The organism is Paenibacillus amylolyticus, assembly GCF_003719335.1.
Classification (GTDB): domain Bacteria; phylum Bacillota; class Bacilli; order Paenibacillales; family Paenibacillaceae; genus Paenibacillus; species Paenibacillus amylolyticus_D.
Map to the genome: position 1 here is coordinate 284292 of NZ_RIAS01000004.1, position 21122 is coordinate 305413.

General features: G+C 48.4%; 19 protein-coding genes. 15 read left to right on the forward strand and 4 right to left on the reverse strand.

Annotated features, from left to right (window positions below; all coding sequences use genetic code 11):
• Positions 1 to 90: 90 nt before the first annotated feature.
• From EC604_RS09945 to EC604_RS09955, 3 genes are all read right to left on the reverse strand, one after another.
• Positions 91 to 1119, reverse strand: a complete 1029-nt coding sequence (locus tag EC604_RS09945; RefSeq protein WP_123064019.1) for a substrate-binding domain-containing protein — start codon at positions 1117 to 1119, stop codon at positions 91 to 93.
• Between the two features lie 208 nt (positions 1120 to 1327).
• Positions 1328 to 2506 carry a glycoside hydrolase family 130 protein gene (locus EC604_RS09950; protein WP_123064020.1) on the reverse strand — a complete coding sequence of 393 codons (1179 nt, stop codon included), beginning with the start codon at positions 2504 to 2506 and terminating at the stop codon, positions 1328 to 1330.
• Positions 2507 to 2508: 2 nt separating this feature from the next.
• Positions 2509 to 3693, reverse strand: coding sequence for an AGE family epimerase/isomerase (locus EC604_RS09955; RefSeq protein ID WP_240036764.1), 1185 nt, complete (start codon positions 3691 to 3693; stop codon positions 2509 to 2511).
• 225 nt (positions 3694 to 3918) lie between these two features.
• Here EC604_RS09955 and EC604_RS09960 point away from each other — a divergent pair, with 225 nt between their 5' ends.
• The 9 genes from EC604_RS09960 to nikE all read left to right on the forward strand — a co-directional run bounded on the left by EC604_RS09960 (position 3919) and on the right by nikE (position 13882).
• Positions 3919 to 5229 carry an ABC transporter substrate-binding protein gene (locus EC604_RS09960; protein WP_123064021.1) on the forward strand — a complete coding sequence of 437 codons (1311 nt, stop codon included), beginning with the start codon at positions 3919 to 3921 and terminating at the stop codon, positions 5227 to 5229.
• 227 nt (positions 5230 to 5456) lie between these two features.
• Positions 5457 to 6344: a carbohydrate ABC transporter permease gene (locus EC604_RS09965; RefSeq protein ID WP_123064022.1), complete on the forward strand. Its 888-nt coding sequence runs from the start codon at positions 5457 to 5459 to the stop codon at positions 6342 to 6344.
• Positions 6341 to 7180, forward strand: coding sequence for a carbohydrate ABC transporter permease (locus tag EC604_RS09970; protein WP_123064023.1), 840 nt, complete (start codon positions 6341 to 6343; stop codon positions 7178 to 7180). Before EC604_RS09965 ends, EC604_RS09970 begins: the two co-directional genes overlap by 4 nt.
• A 70-nt stretch (positions 7181 to 7250) precedes the next feature.
• On the forward strand, positions 7251 to 8288 hold the full coding sequence (locus EC604_RS09975; RefSeq protein ID WP_123064024.1) for a glycoside hydrolase family 130 protein: 1038 nt from the start codon (positions 7251 to 7253) through the stop codon (positions 8286 to 8288).
• A gap of 277 nt (positions 8289 to 8565) precedes the next feature.
• Complete coding sequence (gene nikA, locus EC604_RS09980; RefSeq protein WP_123064025.1) at positions 8566 to 10206, forward strand: nickel ABC transporter substrate-binding protein; 1641 nt, start codon at positions 8566 to 8568, stop codon at positions 10204 to 10206.
• 84 nt (positions 10207 to 10290) lie between these two features.
• The gene (gene nikB / locus EC604_RS09985) at positions 10291 to 11235 is read left to right on the forward strand and encodes a nickel ABC transporter permease subunit NikB (RefSeq protein ID WP_123064026.1); all 945 of its coding nucleotides are present in this window, start codon (positions 10291 to 10293) and stop codon (positions 11233 to 11235) included.
• Positions 11235 to 12062, forward strand: coding sequence for a nickel ABC transporter permease subunit NikC (nikC, locus tag EC604_RS09990; protein ID WP_123064027.1), 828 nt, complete (start codon positions 11235 to 11237; stop codon positions 12060 to 12062). The genes nikB and nikC overlap by 1 nt, the downstream gene beginning before the upstream one ends.
• A gap of 34 nt (positions 12063 to 12096) precedes the next feature.
• Complete coding sequence (gene nikD, locus EC604_RS09995) at positions 12097 to 12903, forward strand: nickel import ATP-binding protein NikD (RefSeq protein ID WP_123064028.1); 807 nt, start codon at positions 12097 to 12099, stop codon at positions 12901 to 12903.
• Between the two features lie 178 nt (positions 12904 to 13081).
• Complete coding sequence (gene nikE, locus EC604_RS10000; RefSeq protein WP_123064029.1) at positions 13082 to 13882, forward strand: nickel import ATP-binding protein NikE; 801 nt, start codon at positions 13082 to 13084, stop codon at positions 13880 to 13882.
• 119 nt (positions 13883 to 14001) lie between these two features.
• On the opposite strand, the gene EC604_RS10005 is transcribed toward nikE, so the two are convergent.
• Complete coding sequence (locus tag EC604_RS10005; RefSeq protein ID WP_123064030.1) at positions 14002 to 14445, reverse strand: hypothetical protein; 444 nt, start codon at positions 14443 to 14445, stop codon at positions 14002 to 14004.
• A 360-nt stretch (positions 14446 to 14805) separates the two neighbouring features.
• Here EC604_RS10005 and EC604_RS10010 point away from each other — a divergent pair, with 360 nt between their 5' ends.
• The 6 genes from EC604_RS10010 to abc-f all read left to right on the forward strand — a co-directional run bounded on the left by EC604_RS10010 (position 14806) and on the right by abc-f (position 20520).
• Entirely contained in the window at positions 14806 to 15882 is a 1077-nt protein-coding gene (locus tag EC604_RS10010; protein ID WP_123064031.1) for a phosphotransferase family protein, read from the forward strand.
• A gap of 38 nt (positions 15883 to 15920) precedes the next feature.
• Positions 15921 to 16919 (forward strand): glycosyltransferase, encoded by a 999-nt coding sequence (locus EC604_RS10015; RefSeq protein WP_123064032.1) that lies wholly within the window; start codon positions 15921 to 15923, stop codon positions 16917 to 16919.
• A gap of 127 nt (positions 16920 to 17046) precedes the next feature.
• Positions 17047 to 17331, forward strand: a complete 285-nt coding sequence (locus tag EC604_RS10020) for a hypothetical protein (RefSeq protein ID WP_123064033.1) — start codon at positions 17047 to 17049, stop codon at positions 17329 to 17331.
• A 125-nt stretch (positions 17332 to 17456) separates the two neighbouring features.
• A complete protein-coding gene (locus EC604_RS10025; protein WP_240036768.1) occupies positions 17457 to 17909 on the forward strand; it encodes a hypothetical protein in 453 nt (150 codons plus the stop codon).
• Between the two features lie 221 nt (positions 17910 to 18130).
• On the forward strand, positions 18131 to 18292 hold the full coding sequence (locus EC604_RS30135) for a hypothetical protein (protein WP_192895079.1): 162 nt from the start codon (positions 18131 to 18133) through the stop codon (positions 18290 to 18292).
• Positions 18293 to 18390: 98 nt separating this feature from the next.
• The gene (gene abc-f / locus EC604_RS10030; protein WP_123064035.1) at positions 18391 to 20520 is read left to right on the forward strand and encodes a ribosomal protection-like ABC-F family protein; all 2130 of its coding nucleotides are present in this window, start codon (positions 18391 to 18393) and stop codon (positions 20518 to 20520) included.
• The last annotated feature ends 602 nt before the right edge of the window (positions 20521 to 21122 follow it).

The window sequence follows — 21122 nt, forward strand, 5'->3', positions numbered from 1 at the left end:
TGTTACTTGTAAAATGTTATTTCCTCAGGTCTAAATGCCTTCAATCTGCTGTTTGTGGTTTAAAGGCTTTATGTTTAGTTATTTTCTGTTTTATTGTTTTTGCATCGTTTTCGTTACTTGAGACGGGGCCTCTGATGCAGGACTCACCGATTCGCGATAGATGATATTGCCCTTTACATGGACACGGCCGAAGCTACGGCTAGGGTCATCCATCTTTTTGAGCATGGATTGAACAGCCGTCCGTGCCATCTGTTCGATATCCACTTCAACCGTGGTGAGCTTGGGTTCCGATAGCATAGCGTAAATATCATTGTCGAACCCAACGACAGAGCATTGAGCCGGCACTTGAATACCCAGCGAAGTCAACTTCTGCACGAGTAGATGAGCGACCTGATCGCAGTTGCAGACAAATGCGGTGGGAAGCTGTTCTGGTAGATCGATCTCGATAAACGTGCCTCGTTCATCCCGATCATTAAGCACCCAATCCGGGTTCATAGGCATGCGGTGCTCAAGCAAAGATTTATAATAACCTAGAAAACGATCCTGAATGCTGCTTGTGGAATACAGATTACCTACATAAGCGATGCTGCGGTGTCCCTGCTGGATCAGATAGTTTGTCATTTCATACGCGGCATAGAAGTTGTCCGTCACAACGGAATCGATATCGGAATGTTCATCGTAGAAATCGAGGAACATCTTAGGTACGTCCATCGACTGCACCAATTCAATATATTCCTTGCTGATCTGACCCAGCACAATGAAGCCGTCGACCTTGCTGTCGCTGTACAGTTTGGGCAATGATAGCTCTTCTTCGTCCTCACTGTTCAGAATATGAAGAATACCGTAATACCCCTGTTCCTCAAGATGTTTGGTGATGCGCTGGAACACGCGTACATAGAACGATTGCGTAGGCCCGGTGAACCGCTCCGGGATAATTACGCCAATATTATGAGTTAAGCCTTCCTTCATAGAACGGGCTGTCGCGTTAAAACGATAACCCATCTGAACGGCAAGTTGTTTAATCTTTTCTTTTAATTCCCCACTGACACCCTCTTTGTCATTCAACGCTTTCGAGACGGTCACACTGCTGACCCCGAGCCTGTCGGCGATATCCCGCATGGTGATATTGTTCTTCAGCTTTGGTCGCCTCCTTCAAGCCGGCTTAAATACAATGTGATGTCATTATGGTGAGCGCTTCTTTCAACATAATAACAATCCATTTTAGTATACATCTTAACCCAACCGGAATAAAGCGATTCCAGATGTCGCATCACTATTTTTCGCGAGTCCCGCAGGGTTAGTCAAGATGGATCAGCCGATGTTCGTTTCATTGTTTTTGCAATAAACGTTCGTTCTGCTCAATCAGGTGTCCCCGCTGGCTGGCGCAGTCAAGGGAGCGATAAGGATCAGCAGGGGTATTAAACGTGTAGTCTACCAGTTGCTCTAGCGTGGTTGTGGCGACATGACAGCGTGTATCACTGGATGCATAGTAGATAAAGACTTCACCCTTCTCATTAACCACTGCACCGTTGCAAAAAATAACATTGGATACATCGCCCACGCGCTCGTCATCATAAGGGGCAATGAAGTGGCCGCCCGGCTTGGCAATGATGCGTGCCGGATCATGCAGATCGGTGGCGAAGGTGTACAGTACGTACCTAAGACCTGCTGCGGTGTTCCGCACGCCGTGGGCAATATGAATCCAGCCACGGTCTGTTTTGATCGGGGCAGGGCCCTGACCATTTTTCACCTCATACACCGTATGGTATTTCCGTTCATCTATAATGATCTCTTCGTGAATAACCGGATTCAGAATATCCTCGCACAGACCAAAGGCGATTCCGCCGCCGCTGCCTGTAGAGATGAAGCCATCCTGTGGACGCGTGTAAAAAGCATATTGGCCACCCACAAACTCGGGATGCAACACCACATTCCGCTGTTGCGGGGAGTTTGTTGAAATATTCGGGAGGCGTTCCCAACGAATCAGGTCACGTGTACGGACAAGCCCTGCCTGTGCAATAGCGCTGGAGGTGTCGAAGGCAGGAGCCTCAGGGTCTTTGCGTTCCGAACAATAGATGCCATAGATCCAGCCATCCTCATGCTGAACCAAGCGCATGTCATATTGATTGGTCTCCTCTGCATCGATATCGTCCCAGACGAGCGGTTTGCGGGTGAAGCGGAATCCGTCAATGCCATTGTCACTCTCGGCAAGGGCAAAGAATGATTTTCGATCCAGTCCTTCGGTACGTACAACGATGATGTATTTGCCTTTAAAGTAGATAGCGCCCGGGTTGAGGGTTGCGTTAATACCCAGACGCTCCATGAAATGTGGGTTCGAGTTCTTATTGAGATCGAATCTCCAGTGCAGCGGAACATGATGGCGTGTAATGACCGGATATTGATAACGCTGGTATATGCCATTGTAGAAGGAAGAGTCAACCTCATTTTTTCGTGACAAAAGCTGCTCCTGCTGTTCCAGTAACGTTCTATATTTCGGGTGTATCATGCTTATCCCATCCTCTCCATGAGTTCAATGCAAAAACGGCTGTTATGGTACGGACATTTCCACGGGCCGGCCATTTCATGCTGATCAGGTGTGCCGTTTTCGTCCACAGCCCAGTACCACTCACCGCCTGGCCGGTAATCCACGATGTGCTTCTGCGTATAATTCCACAACTGTTCGACCGTTTCCAGAAATCTAGAATCCCCAGTGCGCTGATAGGCGTTATAGAAACCAACCATCGCTTCCGCCTGAACCCACCAGATGCGAGTGGTATCTACATGCTTGCCTTCCTGTTCATTCATGAGTGAACCATCCGGCTGCACAGCTACATTCAAAATGTTGTATGCGATATCTGTAACCATGGCGGCATACTGCGGATGATCTTCAAGCCCCAACACCTTGAGGGCTTCGTCGATCAGCCAGCTGGCCTCGATGTCATGTCCAAATGAGCGCAGATCAATGATGGACTCCCACCTTTTGTTGAAAAATACCCCGAGGAACTTGGTGTTCTTGTCATACACCCGTTCATACAGAATTCCAAGCAGGCGCTCAAGCGCTGCCTTCACTTGCGGGTCCGGCCACACCTTGTATAGGGTGGTGTAGGCCTCCAGCACATGGATATGCGTATTCATCGTGTAATCCGCAATGACCCCGTTTTCACTCAACATTTCATTCGGTTGTTCATTCCAAAATCGGTCAAATTGCTCTCTGTAAGCAGGCGCTTCTGTGTTGTAACCTTTGCTCTCAATCATCGCAAAAAGCGTTTTCGCTAAGTCCAGCGCAGAAGCATCACGGGTTGCGCGATAGTATTCGCTGAGCGCGTATACGCCAAAAGACTGAGTATACACATGTTTGCTCGAATCCAGCGGTTCACCGATGGCATCCACCATCCAGTACATCCCACCGTGCTCTCTGTCCATCACGTGATCAGCGAGAAAACGATAGGCATGTTCAGCGTGCTCCCGCCAGATCTCCTCACCGGTTACCCGGTAGGCTGCGGAAAAAGACCAAAGCTGCCGTGCTGTAGCGATTCCGCCTTTGGGTGCTTCTTGATCCACCTGCAGATCGCTGCCAACCCAGCCATAGAATCCACCATGAATTTCATCTTTTAACTTAGACCAGAACGGCATAATTTTGCTTTTCCAATGCTCCGCAATTTCAGTTTGAAGCTGAACCATCTTATGAGTCATCCAGAGCACTCCTTCATCCGTAAAAAATCATATTTGAATAAATTAAGTTATCGTTAACTTTATATATTAATATTAGTTCTATGAAATTGCCTTGTCAACGAAATGTATATTTGGTTTTACTAGTGAAGTAATAAATTATTCAATTGACAGGTAAGCGTTACCATAATAGAATCTATCCTGTAACCTTAACGATAACTTAATTTAATTAAGGAAGGGGTCGGAACAATGAGGAAAAATAAAGGCTGGGTGTTGTTACTGACGATGCTACTCATCACTTCACTGCTTGCTGCGTGTTCATCAGGAGGTGAGGCGCAGTCGGGAGAAGAGATCAGTACAGATCCGGCAGATATCAAGGGCGAAATTACTGTTTTGACGCAACGCACAGATATTGTTGATACCGTATTCAAGGACTATGCGGCCGAGTTCAACAAGGAATACCCGGACGTTAAAGTGAATTTTCAGGCCTTGGCTGATTACGAGGGACAAGTGAAGATTCGGATGAGCACTAAAGACTATGGCGACGTACTTATGATTCCTACGAGTGTTCCAATCGCCGATATCCCGGATTTTTTCGAGCCGCTTGGCACATACGATGAACTGAAAGACAAATACACTGCTATTGAAGAGCGTATGGTGGATGGCCAGGTATACGGGATTCCAACGGTCATCACGTTCTCCGGTATCATTTATAACAAACAAGTCTTCAAAGACGCAGAGATCACCGAGTTGCCGAAGACACCTAAACAATTCCAGGCAGCACTTCAGAAGGTGAAGGATAATACGGATGCCATTCCGCTCTACACCAACTACGCATCAGGCTGGGCACTTACCCAATGGGAGGCTGACCTGCCAACGGTTGCGGGTAGTGTAGATTATGTCAACGTAGATCAACCCAATACGGATGATAACTTTGTGCCAGGACAGCCGCATTATGAGCTATACAAAGTGCTTTATGATGCAGCCAAGAACGGCCTGATTGAGAAAGACCCGACAACAACAGACTGGGAAAGCTCCAAGGCGGATCTAGCTAATGGCAAGATTGCAACGATGGCTCTTGGATCATGGGCAATCACACAGATTCAAGGCATGACCGATACACCAGACAATATTGGTTTCTTACCATTCCCGACCAACGCTAGCGATGTTATCGTACCGCTGTCCGCAGACTATAACATTGGCATGAATGTGAACAGCGAGAACAAACCTGCGGCAAAAGCATGGATCGACTGGTTTCTGGCCAAATCCAACTATGCTACCCAGCAGGGTGGAGGCATGAGTGCAGACAAGAGCGCAGAGCTGCCGCCGATTCTAGATCAGTACAAAGATGTAAAATTCTCTACTTTAACTCCGGCTAAAGAGGGGCAGGAAGGACTGATGGACAAAATCGATAACAAAGGCGAGATTGGTCTCTGGCAACCTGACTTCAAGAAACGCATTATTGAAGCGGCCATCGGCAACCGGAGTGAATCGTATGATGACATTATGAAAGATCTGAACGATAAATGGGTAAAAGCGCGTGCGGAAGTCACGAAATAATAGGTACAACGAGCGTATCATACAGCGGATGTGAGCAGATGTAATGTGGGTGCCGGTAGTTCGAGGCTTTGGGGCCAGGTTCGCAGCGTGTTTAAGCCATTAGTGGAATGACTAAGGCGATAACCTGTTAAATATGTATTTACTTGGCCCAACCTGTGTTACATCCGAGGAGTGATACGGAGCGTCTATGAACCAAGGCGGCTGAACCGCTGGGAGGTGTGGGGAGAATGAAATACGTAAGGCTTTCAAACTGGAGTTACTCGGCACAACGCATATTTATTATCTGTGCCTTCTCGATTATTCCGCTGGCACTGCTATTTACATTTGCTTATTTGCCTGTCATTAACATGTTCAAATACAGCTTTACCGACTGGAATGGATATAGCAAAAGATTAAATTATGTCGGATTCGAAAACTACACACGTATTTTTAGCGACCCGGAGTATTTTAAAGTGTTCATCGTTAGTCTGTACTATTTCGTTGCTACCTTTGTACAGATGGGCCTGGCCCTTTATTTTGCCACCATCCTGAGTTTCAAAATTAGAGGCAAAAATTTTTTCAAGGGCATTTTGTTCTTTCCTTACCTGCTGAATGGTGTAGCCATCGGGTTTATCTTTCTCTTTTTCTTCAAACCGGATGGGACGCTCGATACGCTGATGCAGGCGATCGGACTGGGACAGTACACCCAGCTCTGGCTTGGGAACCCGAATATCATTAACGTATCCCTCGCGGGTGCATCCGTCTGGAGATATATGGGCTTTAACTTTATCATCTTTCTGGGCGCGATCTCTTCCATTCCGAAGGATGTATACGAAGCTTCCGATATTGACGGTGCGAACCGCTGGCAGCAATTCCGCCATATTATTTTGCCGAGCATTACCCGCATTCTGCAACTCAACCTGATCTTGGCCATAAGCGGCGCCATCAGTGCGTTCGATATTCCATATATTATGACCGACGGTTCCAACGGCAGTATCACCTTTGTGATTCAGACCGTTCACTTGGCATTTAAATACGGCAAACTGGGACTCGCATCAGCGATGGCTGTTGTGCTGCTTCTGATCGTTATTCTTGTGACGCTTGTGCAGCGTGTCAGCATGAAAGGGGAGGAATGAACGTGAACCCATTCAAATATACCATCGCAAGCGTAATGAAATACGCTTCTTTGATTCTGGCGGCGTTCATTGCACTTTTGCCTATCGTAGTGATCCTGTTTGCGTCCCTGAAAACCAATGCCGAGTACGCCACAAGCAGTCCGCTTGCCCCGCCCGCCAACTGGCTTAACTTTGCGAATTATGCCAAGGCATTTGTGGATGGCAACATGCTTGTCGGCTTCAAAAATACAGTTATTATCCTGATCATCTCCATCGTAGGTGCAACGTTGACAGGCTCCATGATTGCTTATGTTCTGGATCGTTTCAAGTTCAAAGGCAAAATAATCATGGTCACTGCATTTCTGCTGGCTACCCTGATCCCAAGTGTGACTACGCAAGTCGCCACCTTCCAGATTATTAACGCACTTGACCTGTTCAACACACGATGGGCAGCCATCGTCATGTATCTGGGAACCGATATTATCGCGGTATACATCTTCCTGCAATTCCTTGGCTCGATCTCCAGTGCACTCGACGAATCGGCCATGCTGGACGGCGCTTCGTACTTCACGATCTACTGGAGAATTATATTACCTTTGCTGAAACCGGCGATTGTGACGGTCATCATCGTCAAAGGTGTCAACATTTACAACGATTTCTATACGCCGTTCCTATATATGCCTAAGACCGACTTGCAGGTAATATCCACTGCCTTATTCAAGTTTAAGGGGCCCTTCGGATCACAGTGGGAGGTCATCAGTGCCGGGATTATGATTGCCATTATCCCTACGATGATTATTTTCCTGCTGCTCCAGAAGTACATCTATAACGGCTTTGCGCAGGGCTCTGTGAAATAATTCCGTAAAAACATTCAATCCAAAAGAAGTGAATTGAATTGAAACATCACTGTTAAAGGGGAAATGAGATATGACAGTTGCTGAAACGAAAAAGGTACACATCGTTGGGGCCGCTTTGCCAAACATGCCTTGGGAGGATAAACCGGAAGGGACGGAAGGCCCGGTGTGGAGACACTCGGCTAATCCGGTTGTACCGCGTAACCCGGTGAAGGGAGTTGCTCGCGTTTTCAACAGTGCAGTCGTTCCTTATGATGGGAAATTTATCGGTGTATTCCGCGCCGAGACGGTCAATGGCCGTCCGCACCTGCACATGGGTTCCAGTGAAGATGGGTTATCCTGGACGATTGAAGAAGGGCGCATCGCTTTTGTGGACGAACAAGGCGAACCGTTTATGCCGAACTACGCATACGACCCGCGTCTGGTTAAAGTGGAGGATACCTATTACATCATCTGGTGTACCGATTTTTACGGTGCGGCCCTGGGCCTAGCCAAGACAGAGGATTTCAAAACGTTTGTCCGTCTAGAGAATCCGATGTTGCCCTTCAACCGCAATGGCGTATTGTTTCCACGCAAAATCAACGATAACTACATGATGCTCTCCAGACCAAGCGATAGCGGACATACCCCGTTCGGAGATATTTTCCTGAGCGAAAGCCCGGATCTGGTGTACTGGGGCAAACATCGCCATGTCATGAGCAAAGGCGGTCAAGGCTGGTGGCAATCCGTGAAAATTGGCGGTGGTCCCGCTCCGATTGAGACATCCGAAGGCTGGCTGATGTTCTACCATGGCGTAACCGGAACGTGCAACGGTTTTGTGTACAGTATGGGTGCGGTCATTCTCGATCTGGATGAGCCGTCCAAAGTGAAGTATCGTTCATCCAACTTCGTACTCACGCCGGAGAAATGGTATGAGGAGCAGGGCTTCGTTGATAACGTTGTTTTCCCGTGTGCAACCCTGCATGATGCCGATACTGGACGAATTGCCATCTATTACGGTGCAGCGGATACCTATGTCGGTGTGGCCTACACAACCGTTGACGAAATTGTGAAATATGTCAAAGAAACGGATGAAGTGATTGCTGGCGACCGCGAGGAGGGCAAACTTTAATGAGTTAATGCACATTCAGAAATGACTAGATAAATTGAATATAGATATGAAATGAAAAGGAAATACGCAGAGAATATGCAGCAAATTTGCTTATATTCACCCGGGAAGCTCCTCCTCCTATAGGAAGGGCTTTTCTAGCTATTTAATGGGCATACATATTATGTCGATTTTTGTTGACAAAAGGGAGGCTACTTCATATTCTTAATGAATATGAGAATCATTATCACGGTGATGGTCAGGTAAAGAATGAGAGAAGAGAGAAAAGGGGTTTATATCTATGTCAGGACAACAACGGAAACGTTTGACTACCCTTATGATGGCAACAACACTGTTGTTGCTGTTATTTATCGTGGGTTGCAGTAATACAGGAAGTGACAAAGAATCTTCTTCTGCTTCGGGAGATCAGGCGGCTTCGGCGAAGTCGATTACGATGTCCTGGCCGCGGGATATCGGTACGATGAATCCACATACGTACAATCCGTCCCAATTGTTTGCCCAATCCATGATCTACGAACCACTGGTGAGTTACCAGAAGGGTGGTAAACTGGAACCGGCACTTGCTGAGTCATGGACCATCTCTGATGATGGCAAAGTATATACATTCAAGCTGCGCCAAGGGGTGAAATTTTCCGACGGCACACCGTTTAACGCTGAAATTGTGAAAAAGAATTTTGACTCGATCATGAAAAATAAAAAAACACATAGCTGGCTGGGCATTATCGGCGTGCTGGGCAAGACAGAGGTCGTGGATGACCATACGTTCCGCATGACTCTTACCGAGCCGTATTATCCTGTACTTCAGGATTTGTCTGTTGTTCGTCCGTTCCGTTTCCTGGGTGCGGCTGGATTCCCGGATGATGGGGATACATCCAAAGGCATCAAGGAACCAGTAGGTACGGGTCCATGGATGCTCGCTGATTATAAGCAGGATGAGTACGCGGTCTTCAAACGTAACCCGAATTACTGGGGAACTGCACCCGCATTTGATCAGATTACGGTCAAAATCATCCCTGATGCAGAGACACGTGTGCTTGCTTTTGAAAAAGGCGATCTCGATCTGATTTACGGTGAAGGTGTAATTAGTCTGGATGCATTCCAGCAGCTGCGTGAGAATGATGAGTATGTAAGTGAGTTGTCCGATCCTGTAGGTACTCGTGATTTGTTGCTTAACTCTTCGAATCCGAAGTTGTCTGATGTGAGAGTGCGGAAGGCGCTTCAACAGGGCTTCAACAAAAAAGCGATGGTAGAAGGTGTCACGTCGGGTCTGGAAGAACCGGCTGATACCGCATTGTCCAAAAACTATCCATATACCAATGTGGATCTGAAACCGATTGAATATAACGTGGAGCAATCCAAAGCGTTGCTGGATGAAGCCGGCTGGAAGCTGCCAGCAGGCGGAACCGTGCGTGAGAAGGATGGACAGAAGCTGGAATTCGAATTGATTTTTGATAAAACCGATCCGATTCAAAAAGCGATGGGCGAAACCATTCAGGCCGAATGGGGCGAGCTGGGGGTTAAAGTAAACCTTACCGGACTTGAACTAACGGTACAGATTAAACGTCTGAAAGCCAATGATTTCGACCTGTACTTCTGGTACAATTACGGGGCGCCATACGATCCGCATTCCTTCGTTAACGTCGTAGCAAGCCCGGGATTCGGAATCTCCGAGACACTTAGCGCGTTGCCGATGAAAAAGGAACTGGACGACCAGGTGCATGCAGCACTGTCTTCTACAGACGAGAAGAAACGTCAGGAACTGTATACATCCATCCTGACGACATTGCAGGAGCAGTCGGCGATTGTACCGATCTCTTATGTGAAGAAAACGGCCGTATATCAGAAGAAAATTGCTAAATTTGTTTTCCCGGCCAATCGTGATGAGAATCCATTCGTGGGAATGCAGTTAAGCAATCCATAATCATAATTGAAGAACGTATTTATGAACACGTAACACATCAGGCAAAAAGAGCTTGTGTGGCATGGTAAAGGGGAGGAAAGTTTGGTGATCGGCTATATAGGTAAACGAATGATCGCGATCATTCCTATCGTTTTTATCGCTACACTCGTGACTTTTGGGCTGATCCATATTTCACCGGTTGATCCAGCCGAAGCGTATCTGACTGCTGCACACATTTATCCAACACCAGAGCTGCTGGCGGAGAAGCGACATGAATTCGGTCTGGATCGGCCTTTGCTCACTCAGTATGTGGATACATTGAAGAGAATAACCCAGCTGGATTTTGGTACCTCGTATCTCACGAATAAACCGGTGATCGATGAGGTCAAGGATAAGTTTCCGGCCACAGCAGAACTGGCCTTGTGGAGTATTCTGTTCTCTGCACTGGTGAGTATTCCTTTGGGGATTTTGGCGGCGGTATACAAAAATAGCTGGATTGATATGGTGAGCCGAGCGATCTCTTATTTTGGAGCTTCCATTCCGCAGTTCTGGCTTGGTTACTTGCTCATTTTCTTTTTTGCTGTGAAACTGGACTGGCTTCCGGTCGAAGGGCGCGGCTCTTGGGAGAACCTGGTGCTGCCTACGCTTACGCTTTCTATGGTGATGATTGCGTTATACACCCGTATGTTGCGCACCAGTGTACTGGAACAATTACAGGAAGCATATGTGCAATACGCGAGAACGCGCGGCATACGTGAACGGGTCATTATGCTGAAACATGTGCTCAAGATTGCCATCACCCCGTTTATTACAGGAATGGGCATGACCATGGGCAGGCTGTTAACCGGAACGATTATTGTAGAACAAGTCTTTTCGTGGCCGGGTTTCGGGCGTTATTTTGTAGAAGCCATCTTCAACCGAGATATTCCCGTGATCCAATGTTATGTCTTTATTTCGGCGTGTCTGTTCATCGTATGTAATCTGATCGTTGATCTGGTACAGCTGTATATGGACCCGCGGATTTCGGCGAAAGGACGGGCAGAGCATTGATGAACCGATGGCGTACACTGTTTCGAGGGAAAAAAATAATTTGGATTTGCGCTGCGGTCGTATTGCTTTTTTTCATCCTGGCATTATTAGCTCCATGGATCGCACCGCATGACCCGGTCAAAGTTAACCTGTTGCAGAAGCTGAAGGCTCCATCTGCCGAGCACTGGCTCGGCACAGATCATCTGGGAAGGGACAATCTCTCCAGACTTCTCTATGGGGCACGGATTTCGATTGGATTTGCAACGATGATCTTCCTGTCGTCGTTGATTATCGGTCTCATTGTTGGGTCGATCTCCGGTTATCTGGGCGGCTGGATTGACAATGTGCTGATGCGTTTATGTGAAGGCATATTGGCATTTCCACAACTGGTGCTGGTGCTGGGCATCGTCGGGATCTTCGGTCCAGGTCTAATGCAGATTCTGCTGGCGCTCATGATGGTACAGTGGGTGCATTATGCACGAATCTGCCGGAATATGGTTGTTAGCTTGAAGGAACGGAACTTTATCGCAGCCGCTCGAATTAGTGGTTCCTCTACCTGGACGATCATTCGTAAACATATCATTCCCAATGTGCAGCGCCCCATCGTGGTTATGGGAACACTCGAGATGGGCTGGGCGATTATGGATATCTCGGCGCTGTCTTTCTTAGGACTTGGCATTCAGCCGCCTAATGCGGAGTGGGGAGCCATGATTCATGAAGGCACAGGGTATATTCGCAGTCATCCGGAGCTGATGATCTATCCGGGTGTAGCTATTCTGCTAGTTGTGATGACGTTTAACATTTTGGGAGAAGCTTTATCTGATCGTTACGACATTTCCAAAAAGTAATGGTGAAAATAACTGAACAAGGGGGAATGTGACGATGGACGTGGCAGAGATCGTACTTGAAGTTCGTGATCTAGAGGTTAAGCTCAAGACAGCGAAGGGAGCCGTCCCGTTACTGGAACCTGTTCAGCTGACTTTAAAAAAAGGGCAGGTCTTCGGCCTTGTTGGTGAGAGTGGCTGCGGCAAAACGGTGACGTGTAATGCGCTGATGCGCTTGCTGCATCCCCGCAGGATGGAATCCTCAGGCAGTGTTCGTCTGAACGGACGGGAGCTTAGCAACTTATCCGAAGAAGATATGCGTCGCATACGCGGAAGGGACATCGGATTTATTATGCAAAATCCGATGAATGCTTTTACGCCCGTGTATACGATCGGCTCTCAATTTATTGAAACTTTGCGAACGCATACGAAAATGTCCAAAGCAGAAGCGCGGGAACAGGCCATTGCTGCGCTGGCTGATATGAAACTTCCAGACCCGGCAAAGCTGCTGAAACGTTATCCGTTTCAGCTCAGCGGAGGCATGTTGCAACGAGTGATGATTGCCGTATCCATGTGTCTGCGGCCAGCTCTGGTGATTGCCGATGAACCTACAACAGCACTGGATGTCGTGAATCAGTTGAATGTGCTCCGGGAATTGGATCGGCTTCGGAAGGAGCACGGTACATCTATTTTGCTTATCTCGCACGATCTGGGTGTCATCTCACAGATGGCAGATGAAGTAGCGGTTATGCAGAAGGGGCGGATCATCGAACAGGCAGACGTGTATCAATTGTTCGATCATCCGCAGCATGAGTATACTCGGATGCTGCTAAATGCCCGGCCGAAGTTGTCTCTTGGCCACTAGAAGTGGTCTTTTGGTCGCTAAAGAAGTAGACAGGGGCAAGTTGTCACAAGCTCCAGCGGTTAAAACGTGCTTATCGTGCAGGGACTTGTTAAAGCTGGAGACATGATCGGTGTGGAGTAGTGTGCAGAACTGTCGGGATACGTACGATTGAAACGAAGGAAGGAGGGCGATGAACCGGATGTTACAAGTATATGAAGTGAGTCATAGCTATGGCAAGCGGAGCTGGCTCCCGCGTTCGGGATCGCGCCCTTCTGTTCTGGCAGATGTTTCACTTACGATTGAAGAAGGTGTTTGCCTTGGACTACTCGGAACGAGTGGGGCAGGTAAAAGCACCTTGGGCAAAGTTATTCTTGGGCTGGAAAGACCAAGCCAGGGTCAGGTATTATTTCAAGGCAAGGACATCTATCGGGCGGATAAAACGGTGCTTAAAGGGCTGCGTCGTGAATTGCAAGTCGTTTTCCAAGACTGTTACTCCGCCGTGAATCCGATGATGACGGCCGCGCAGATTATCGGAGAGCCGCTGGACAATTACGAGCGCCTGTCTGCCAAGGAACAACAGCGCATGATTGAACAGCTACTCGTGCAGGTCGGGCTTACACCGCAGGACGCGAGCAAGCTTCCGCATCAATTCAGCGGAGGGCAATTACAACGGGTCAACATCGCCAGAGCGATTGCACTTAAGCCGAAGTTAATCGTGCTGGATGAATCGATCAGCAGCCTGGATATGGTGCACCAGACACAAATCCTGTCCTTGTTGGCAGAGTTGCGAGCATCGTATGGACTGTCCTATCTGTTTATCACGCATGATATCCGCGCCGCATTGACGATCTGCGACAGCATCGCCGTAATGGATCAGGGAAGGCTGGTCTATACCGGGGATGCGACGGATTCCATCTTGGAGTCGGATCAGCCTGCTGTCCGGCAGCTCGTATCCTCCATTTTGCCAGAGCATCCGTCAGGTCGGATTGTGTTTGAATAGGTTTGAAAAACCAAGACCAATTTGAGTTACAAAAAGAACCAAGTTGAATAATCGGCTTGGTTCTTTTTGTATGTATTGGATCAGCCGAAACGTTGTATCTTTATTCTCGGGTGACCGTTCTAATCCTTCACCGCAAACTGATAAGATGAGGCAATAACCTCTACATAACTGTCATATCCAGCGACAAGATAATGCTTCAGATTAAGCCGGTTCCGGGGATCGAAGAGCGTTCTTTTTTCGTTCAAAATGGGTGAATTCATCACCTCATAGAAGCCCGGATCGGGATGATAGCTGTTTGACTCCCAGAAGGCGAGCACATCGTCTTGCTGGCTGATTCCTTCAATTTGATCTGTGTATAGCTCGAAAAAATTGAGTGTGATGCATCGCAGTTCAGCGACGGTGCCGAAAGTGAGTTCGATTTCCCGGTATTGATCTAGAGGCACATCCCAACGCGTTTGCACATCTACACGTAAAGTGACACCGCCGGATTCGGTATAGATGGCCTTCAGATCGGTTGTGGAGATGCGAAAATCTACTTTTTCAGGCATCAGTACAATGTTCATGGTCGTTCCTCCTATGTAAATGTTCAGGTTGGATCTATGCACGTTACTTGTTCATGCCAAATGTTGCGTTATAGCTGACCATATATGCCTATGTTCTAACTAATATCTGTTAGTGATTAAGTATCGGGTAACCTTAGAATCTATCATTCCATTCATTATATCATTGTCTCTGGAGGGATCGGAAAGGAATGAATGGCAAGGGGAGAAAAATTGCGGACATATTGCAGTCATTGGATGAATGCACGCACTTGTGCTACACCTCTGCTTCCATTAAGCCCCCCCCTTGCAGGCCGTTCATCTGCAACGTATGATGAATAGAAATCCTGTACGGAACGGTCAGACAGAAGGGAGGGTGAGTTTATGAAGAGCATGGAGAATATAGAGGATGCAGAGAATTTCGAGGACATGAGGAAGATGGATGACACTCGAGACATGCAGAAGATGAATCATATGGAGAATTTAGCGAATGACATGTTTCCAGAGCGCTGGGTGACACCCGAAGGAATATTAGATGAGCAGCAGGTTATAGCACGGCAGATTCTCTATCGAGGGCTGAATGGCAGGCATGTGGAACGGTTTACTGTTCAATCCGGCCAGTCTTATATTTTCAAACCGCTGACGAATCCTGCACAGTATGGACGGGAACGCTGGATGTACGAGCATGTGATGCCGCACTTACCTCCGGTATATCCACAGCTCATCGCGACTTCGGATCAGGCGGAAGCTCCAGAGCAGAGCTGGATGATCTACGAAGACATGGGACAACTGGAGCATCATTTGTGCGAATCGACCATGTTGAATGCTACCGCACATATGGCGGCTTGGCATGTTCTGCCTGTTGCAACATGGCAAGAACTGCCGCGAGTCGGGCATAAGCCGCCCATCCGCGATATGCTGGATGAACTGCAACAGCACCAGTCAGCAACGGATGAACTTCTGCGTCAACTGCATCTGACGTTATCTGCAGCGGACCGGGACAGACTCACCATGCTGATCCTCACGGCGGAGGACGAGCTGCCGCTTGTACTATGTCATGGCGATTTGCACCCCGGCAACCTAGCCGAGGTAGAAGGCAGGTTGGTCATTCTGGACTGGGAACATGCTCATCTGAATACGCCTCTCTGGGATGTATACCATCTGCTGGACTTGTCGCATCCGCTCTTTCCTCGTACGATGACACCGGGGCTGCGGGCACGTGTGATGAAGGTGTATCTGGACAAGCTGGAGAGTCTTGGCGTGCAGGTTGAACGGGATTCTTTTGCAAAATGGTACGATGCTTATGCGATCATATTCTCGCTCTGGATGATACGTCTGATCGACGGCGATTTACGGAATCCGGACTGTGTGTGGCCGCAGGAGCAACTGCGCAATCAATGGCACGAAACAGCTGCAACGCTGGAGCAGTGCATGGAACATTTGAACGGGATAAGAGATTAGATGAATGAAGCGAAGAATGGAAAAAAGGGGTGAAACATTTGCGTAAAGTCGGACTGGTTATGCGTAAGATTCAATTCACGGAGGCTCAGGGGCCGCGGGTGTTCGCGGATCGACTGAAGCAGATCGGGCTGGAGCTGGGCGTGGACATTGTGTTCATCTCGCCGGAGCGTCATGTGAGCGGATACGACTGGCTGCCGGGGTACGAGCATGAGAAGGGTGACCTGGTGAATTATGATATCGTGCTGGATCAGATCCATAGCCAAAATATAGAGCATGTGATCTATACGGTATCGGGATTTACGTTTTTAAAGATGTTTTTGCCGAAAAGTGTACTGTTTCCGCACAGTTTCCCTGACCCGGCACTGACGGGGTATGAGATGATGAAGCCGTTCTATACGATGGTGGATAAAGCGATTGTGCAGACGGAGTTTTTGAAAAGAGAGCTGGGGCGCAATTTCGGCGTGCATGACGTGAACGTCATTCCGATTGGCTTTAACGAAGAGCTGGCGCACCGCCATTATGACCCGAGTCAGGTTGTGCATAACCGCGTGCTCTGGATCGGGCGGGATGAGGCGAACCGCCGTCCCGACCTTGTGCTCGAATATGCCCGGCAGAACCCGGACAAGGAAGTGTACATGGTTTTTGGCGGTGTGCGCTACCAGGAGAGCATGAAGAAATACGATATCCCAAGTAACGTGAAGCTGAAGTTTGCACTCACCCAGGATGAAATATTTACGCTGATGAACTCAGCCAAGGTGTACTGGAACTGTTCGGCGTTTGATACGTTTGCGATGCCGCTGACAGAAGCGATGGCGATGGGGAAAATGGTCGTGAAGCCCGAGCATGCCTGCTACGGTCACATCAGATCCACGCATGCCTTTGCCGGCAACGAGGATAACTGGTTTGAACTGGTTAACATGGCGGCGGCCGCGCCGCGCAGTGTATCGGAGGACAACCGCGAGTATGCATTTGGTGCCTTTTCAAGGACGATTATGAAAGAAGGGTACCGGAACTTTTTTGCAGAATGGCTGAAGTAAGAGCGCCACGGTATGAATATGTATGGATAAAAAGCGATCATTCTAGTTCATGCTCTATGGAGAGGTTATGCCGTAATACAGCTCTGTAGCGGTCGGTATGAATATCCAATCATAAGGAGAGGATTTTGTGGATATCGTTATTTTGTGGACGCTTGGGATGTGGGTGGTGCAACTGTTGATCGAATGGGTGATATATCGGGCGCAGGGGCGCCGAGTGACGTGGGTTCAATCCATTTTGCCGTGTCTGACGTTGCTTGGCGGGGCGGTTATTATTTTGATCAGCATCGATATAGGGGGTTGGAACGGTATCGGGTATGCGCTCCTTGGTGCGGCATTAGGTACATCAGGACTGCTGACGCTGGTCACCGTTGCGGTTACGGCTCTGGTGCTTCGGCGTCGTGGAAGGCGTTAATCCGGGATATACGGGCATGCCGTTTCAGGAGTTTGATGTAGCCAAATGCTGAATGCTGGAAGCCATACGGGTGTAAGTTACGGTTGCTTTAAAAAAGAAAGGAACATGTGATGAATAGCTTAATCATGGAACATTGGTCTGCCGAACAGCGAGAGATGCCAGGTATGAATTGCATCGCTTTTGCTGATGGAACGGTCACCATATTAGATATCCGAACATATTTCGACCCTAACAACAATGAGCGTACTCTGTCTGTTTCTCCGCTGTGTGATACGACGATAGATAGTATAGTGAAGTACAATCCAGATTGCTGGACGATGGTGGATGCGTGGGCAAGTGTGGATTATCAAGGTGGGGAAGTTATTGGCGGAGACGGGCAAATGGGGAATGAAGGCTTCATTGCTTGTACCGATGCAGCAGATCGTTTGGTGTGGGGGATTTTTTTCGAGGGCACCAATCCCATCCAAAAATTAAGTGTTAGCGGTAACTCGTTAATTGCGATCAATGAGCATGACGAACTGCGCGTGGAGATCAATTTGGATCATTTAGTGGATATCAAGATGGCTTATCTGGGGTAGTTTGCCTTTCGGGTATAAGAGCGGTAGGAGATTGGTAGGAGATCAGCACGAGTAGTCGAGGGATGAAAAATGCTAATTCAGATGACTGTTTGAAAACCATAGGCGTACCCACAACAATGGCACAGGCATATGGCAGAGGCCCTAGGCGTATGACGTGGTTGCAGAGGTGCGGCCGTCTGTGATATATTGACATTACTTATGACAAAGGGAGGTGAAGACAGGTGAATCACGAGATGCTTAACAACCGTATTAGCCAGCTGCCGATTGCTATGGCTGGCATTGTTCACACTTTTTCGAACAACGGGAGAAGTCTGTCCAATTTTGAATATACGGAAGTTAACATTTGCGAGAAGATGCCTGCCTTGACCTCATTCGGACTATAAGCATATTTGCTTGAATTCTGAAGGGCCGCGGAGCTAACCTCCTGCGGCTCTTTTTGTGTTGCGGTCAGGCTCTTCCACACCATAGGAGGAACCTTATTATGATGATTATTAGCGCGCAACAGTTGAAACAATATCACGGAGCACATCTGGTGCTGGATGGCATTACATTTGAAATTATGGAAGGGGACAAGGTTGCCCTGATCGGCCGCAACGGAAGCGGCAAAACTACCTTGATGCGTTTGATGGCCCGGTTAAGCCAGCCGGATGAAGGACAATTGATGCTAAAAAAAGATACAAGAGTCGGTTACGTTGCCCAAGTACCGGAAGGGCTGGATGACCATTCTGTACTGGATGTACTGGGCCTTGGATTTCAGGAGTTAATCGCTTGTCGTAACCAGATGAAGGAGATGGAACAACAGATGTCCGATCCTTCCTGTGCGGCAGATCCGGAGCAGCTGGATCGTCTGTTGAAACGTTATGCAGCACTACAGGAGCGGTTCGAACGCGAAGGCGGATACGAGATGGATTCACGGATTGATCAGGTCGCGGATGGCCTGGATATTGCCAAGACTCATTACGGATGGCGTTTCGGTTCTCTTTCAGGCGGGGAGCAGACGCGTGTTGTGCTGGCTTCACAGCTGATTGTGAGTCCTGACCTGTTATTACTGGATGAGCCGACAAACCACCTTGATTTGGAGCGAGTGGAGTGGCTGGAAGGATTTTTGCGAGAGTATTCTGGAACCGTTATTCTTATCTCCCATGACCGCTATTTCCTGGATCGGGTCGTGACAAATACGTTGGAGCTGGAGGATGGCGAAGCACAGACCGCTGCGGGAGGATACACCGAATATATGAAGGTGAAGGAACAGCGGCTGTTGAAACAGTTCGAGGAGTTCAAAGAGCAACAGAAGGTCATGAAAAAGATGAAGGAAACGATTCGCCAGCTCGAGGAATGGGGCCGTGTCGGCGGGAATGAAAAGTTTTTCCGGCGTGCAGCCTCCATGCGCAAAGCGCTGGAGCGGATGGAGCAGGTGAAGCGTCCCGTGCTTGAACGTCGTCATGCGGATTTTGATGTGAATCCGACGGATCGGACAGGTAAACGTGTAGCCGTGCTGGAAGACGTGGAGAAACGATACGGTGATCGAGATATTTTGCAAGGTGTCTCGGCGTTACTTGAATACGGGGACAAAACGGCCTTGATCGGCCGTAACGGTTCCGGTAAAACCACGCTGTTCAAGCTGTTGCTGGGTGAAGAACAGCCGGATGCAGGCAAGCTGGAATGGGGCGCGCGCGTTGATGTGGGATATCTGGCTCAGCAGGAGGAGCCTGAGAATCCAAAGCGGAGTGTGCTGGAGCACTTCCGTCTGGAAGCAGGCGTAGAGGAAGGGGAGGCTCGTGGCATTTTGGCGAGATATCTATTCTATGGTGCAGATGTTTTCCGTTCGGTAGGGCAACTGTCCGGAGGGGAATGGACTCGCCTGAGGCTCGCGCTATTGGTACACCGCAAACCCAATGTATTACTGCTGGATGAGCCGACCAACCATCTGGATATTGCCTCAAGAGAAGCGCTGGAAGATTCACTTGCTGATTTTGAAGGTACCGTGCTGGCTATCTCCCATGACCGATACTTTGTGAATCGTCTGGCTTCCGGTGTCTGGGAACTGGAGGACGGACAGCTGACGGCATACCTCGGAGATTATGAAGCGTACCGGGAGAAAAAGCTTGATTTACAGGCACGTGCAGCGAAAGAGGTACCATCGGAAACTCGTGCAGGCGCTGGGAACGGATCGGGAAAAAGTAGAAAAGCAACAGGGATGGATACGGGGATCGACGCGAAGTCGGCGGTGACCGGAGTGAACAAAAGTGCCCGACTGAAAGCAGGGGGCGGCGGACCTGATGCTATATCTGCAAGCGGAGAGATCATGTTGGAGCAAGCTCATATTGAGCTCGACGCTGGACGGGTGAACAAGAATGTTGGAAACGGGAATGGTGACCGCAGTAGCAGTCAAAGCCGAAGCAGAAGCCGAAGTGGTAGCAATCGTGGGAATCACGGGTCTGCTCAGCAGCTGGAGCAGGCGATGGCTCGTATGGAGGTTCAAATTCGGGAACTTGATCAGCAGCTTGAAGCGTTAGCCAATGATTCGGCAGCGCTGGAACAAACCTGGAACGAGCGGGAGCAGTTATCCGCAGCATACGATGAGTTATTGGCTCAATGGGCTGAGATGTGATAGTGGAACCGGATATGGTGCAAGTAAAACATCTAAGACTCGTACCATGGGGTAAATACTAGGCTGATTGTTGAGGTAATAGCTATAAGTGTATGGAACTGACTAGATTACAAGGAAACTAAATAGAGTACAAAGAAACTGACTAGAGTACAAAGAAACTGACTAGAGTACAAAGGACGTAAAGGACTGTCTCACGGTTGATGCATTTGGTATGCATCGACTGACATGAGGCAGTCCTTATCTGTGTGGTTGTGAATCAGAATATTCTAACGATCTGAGGAGACGCTATTTGGCTGTTTTTTAGTGATTTAAAATTCTAACGATCACCAGGAACGTTATTTACTAAAAATGTGGAGCTTTTAGGCGATTTCACTGGTTTTTCTCCGAAATAATGTTTCTCCTGATCGTTAGAATTTGGAAAGGTTGTTTTTCCGCCAAATAAGCTCTGTGGTGATCGTTAGTGCATGAGAGAGGGATAAAATGGGCAGGCAAGCAGGCAACTACGCGGGTAAGTAGGCAGGAAGTACGCAGGAAGTACGCAGGCTGGAGTACATTTATAAAGAGAATCATAAAAATGTCTGTGTTTCTTTTTACATGTCTCG

Bases quoted from the DNA above. Each gene is read 5' to 3' on its own strand.
- EC604_RS09945 (WP_123064019.1), bottom strand. From the start codon at position 1,119: ATGCGGGATATCGCCGACAGGCTCGGGGTCAGCAGTGTGACCGTCTCG.
- EC604_RS09950 (WP_123064020.1), bottom strand. From the start codon at position 2,506: ATGATACACCCGAAATATAGAACGTTACTGGAACAGCAGGAGCAGCTT.
- EC604_RS09955 (WP_240036764.1), bottom strand. From the start codon at position 3,693: ATGACTCATAAGATGGTTCAGCTTCAAACTGAAATTGCGGAGCATTGG.
- EC604_RS09960 (WP_123064021.1), top strand. From the start codon at position 3,919: ATGAGGAAAAATAAAGGCTGGGTGTTGTTACTGACGATGCTACTCATC.
- EC604_RS09965 (WP_123064022.1), top strand. From the start codon at position 5,457: ATGAAATACGTAAGGCTTTCAAACTGGAGTTACTCGGCACAACGCATA.
- EC604_RS09970 (WP_123064023.1), top strand. From the start codon at position 6,341: ATGAACGTGAACCCATTCAAATATACCATCGCAAGCGTAATGAAATAC.
- EC604_RS09975 (WP_123064024.1), top strand. From the start codon at position 7,251: ATGACAGTTGCTGAAACGAAAAAGGTACACATCGTTGGGGCCGCTTTG.
- nikA (WP_123064025.1), top strand. From the start codon at position 8,566: ATGTCAGGACAACAACGGAAACGTTTGACTACCCTTATGATGGCAACA.
- nikC (WP_123064027.1), top strand. From the start codon at position 11,235: ATGAACCGATGGCGTACACTGTTTCGAGGGAAAAAAATAATTTGGATT.
- nikD (WP_123064028.1), top strand. From the start codon at position 12,097: ATGGACGTGGCAGAGATCGTACTTGAAGTTCGTGATCTAGAGGTTAAG.
- nikE (WP_123064029.1), top strand. From the start codon at position 13,082: ATGTTACAAGTATATGAAGTGAGTCATAGCTATGGCAAGCGGAGCTGG.
- EC604_RS10005 (WP_123064030.1), bottom strand. From the start codon at position 14,445: ATGAACATTGTACTGATGCCTGAAAAAGTAGATTTTCGCATCTCCACA.
- EC604_RS10010 (WP_123064031.1), top strand. From the start codon at position 14,806: ATGAAGAGCATGGAGAATATAGAGGATGCAGAGAATTTCGAGGACATG.
- EC604_RS10025 (WP_240036768.1), top strand. From the start codon at position 17,457: ATGGAACATTGGTCTGCCGAACAGCGAGAGATGCCAGGTATGAATTGC.
- abc-f (WP_123064035.1), top strand. From the start codon at position 18,391: ATGATGATTATTAGCGCGCAACAGTTGAAACAATATCACGGAGCACAT.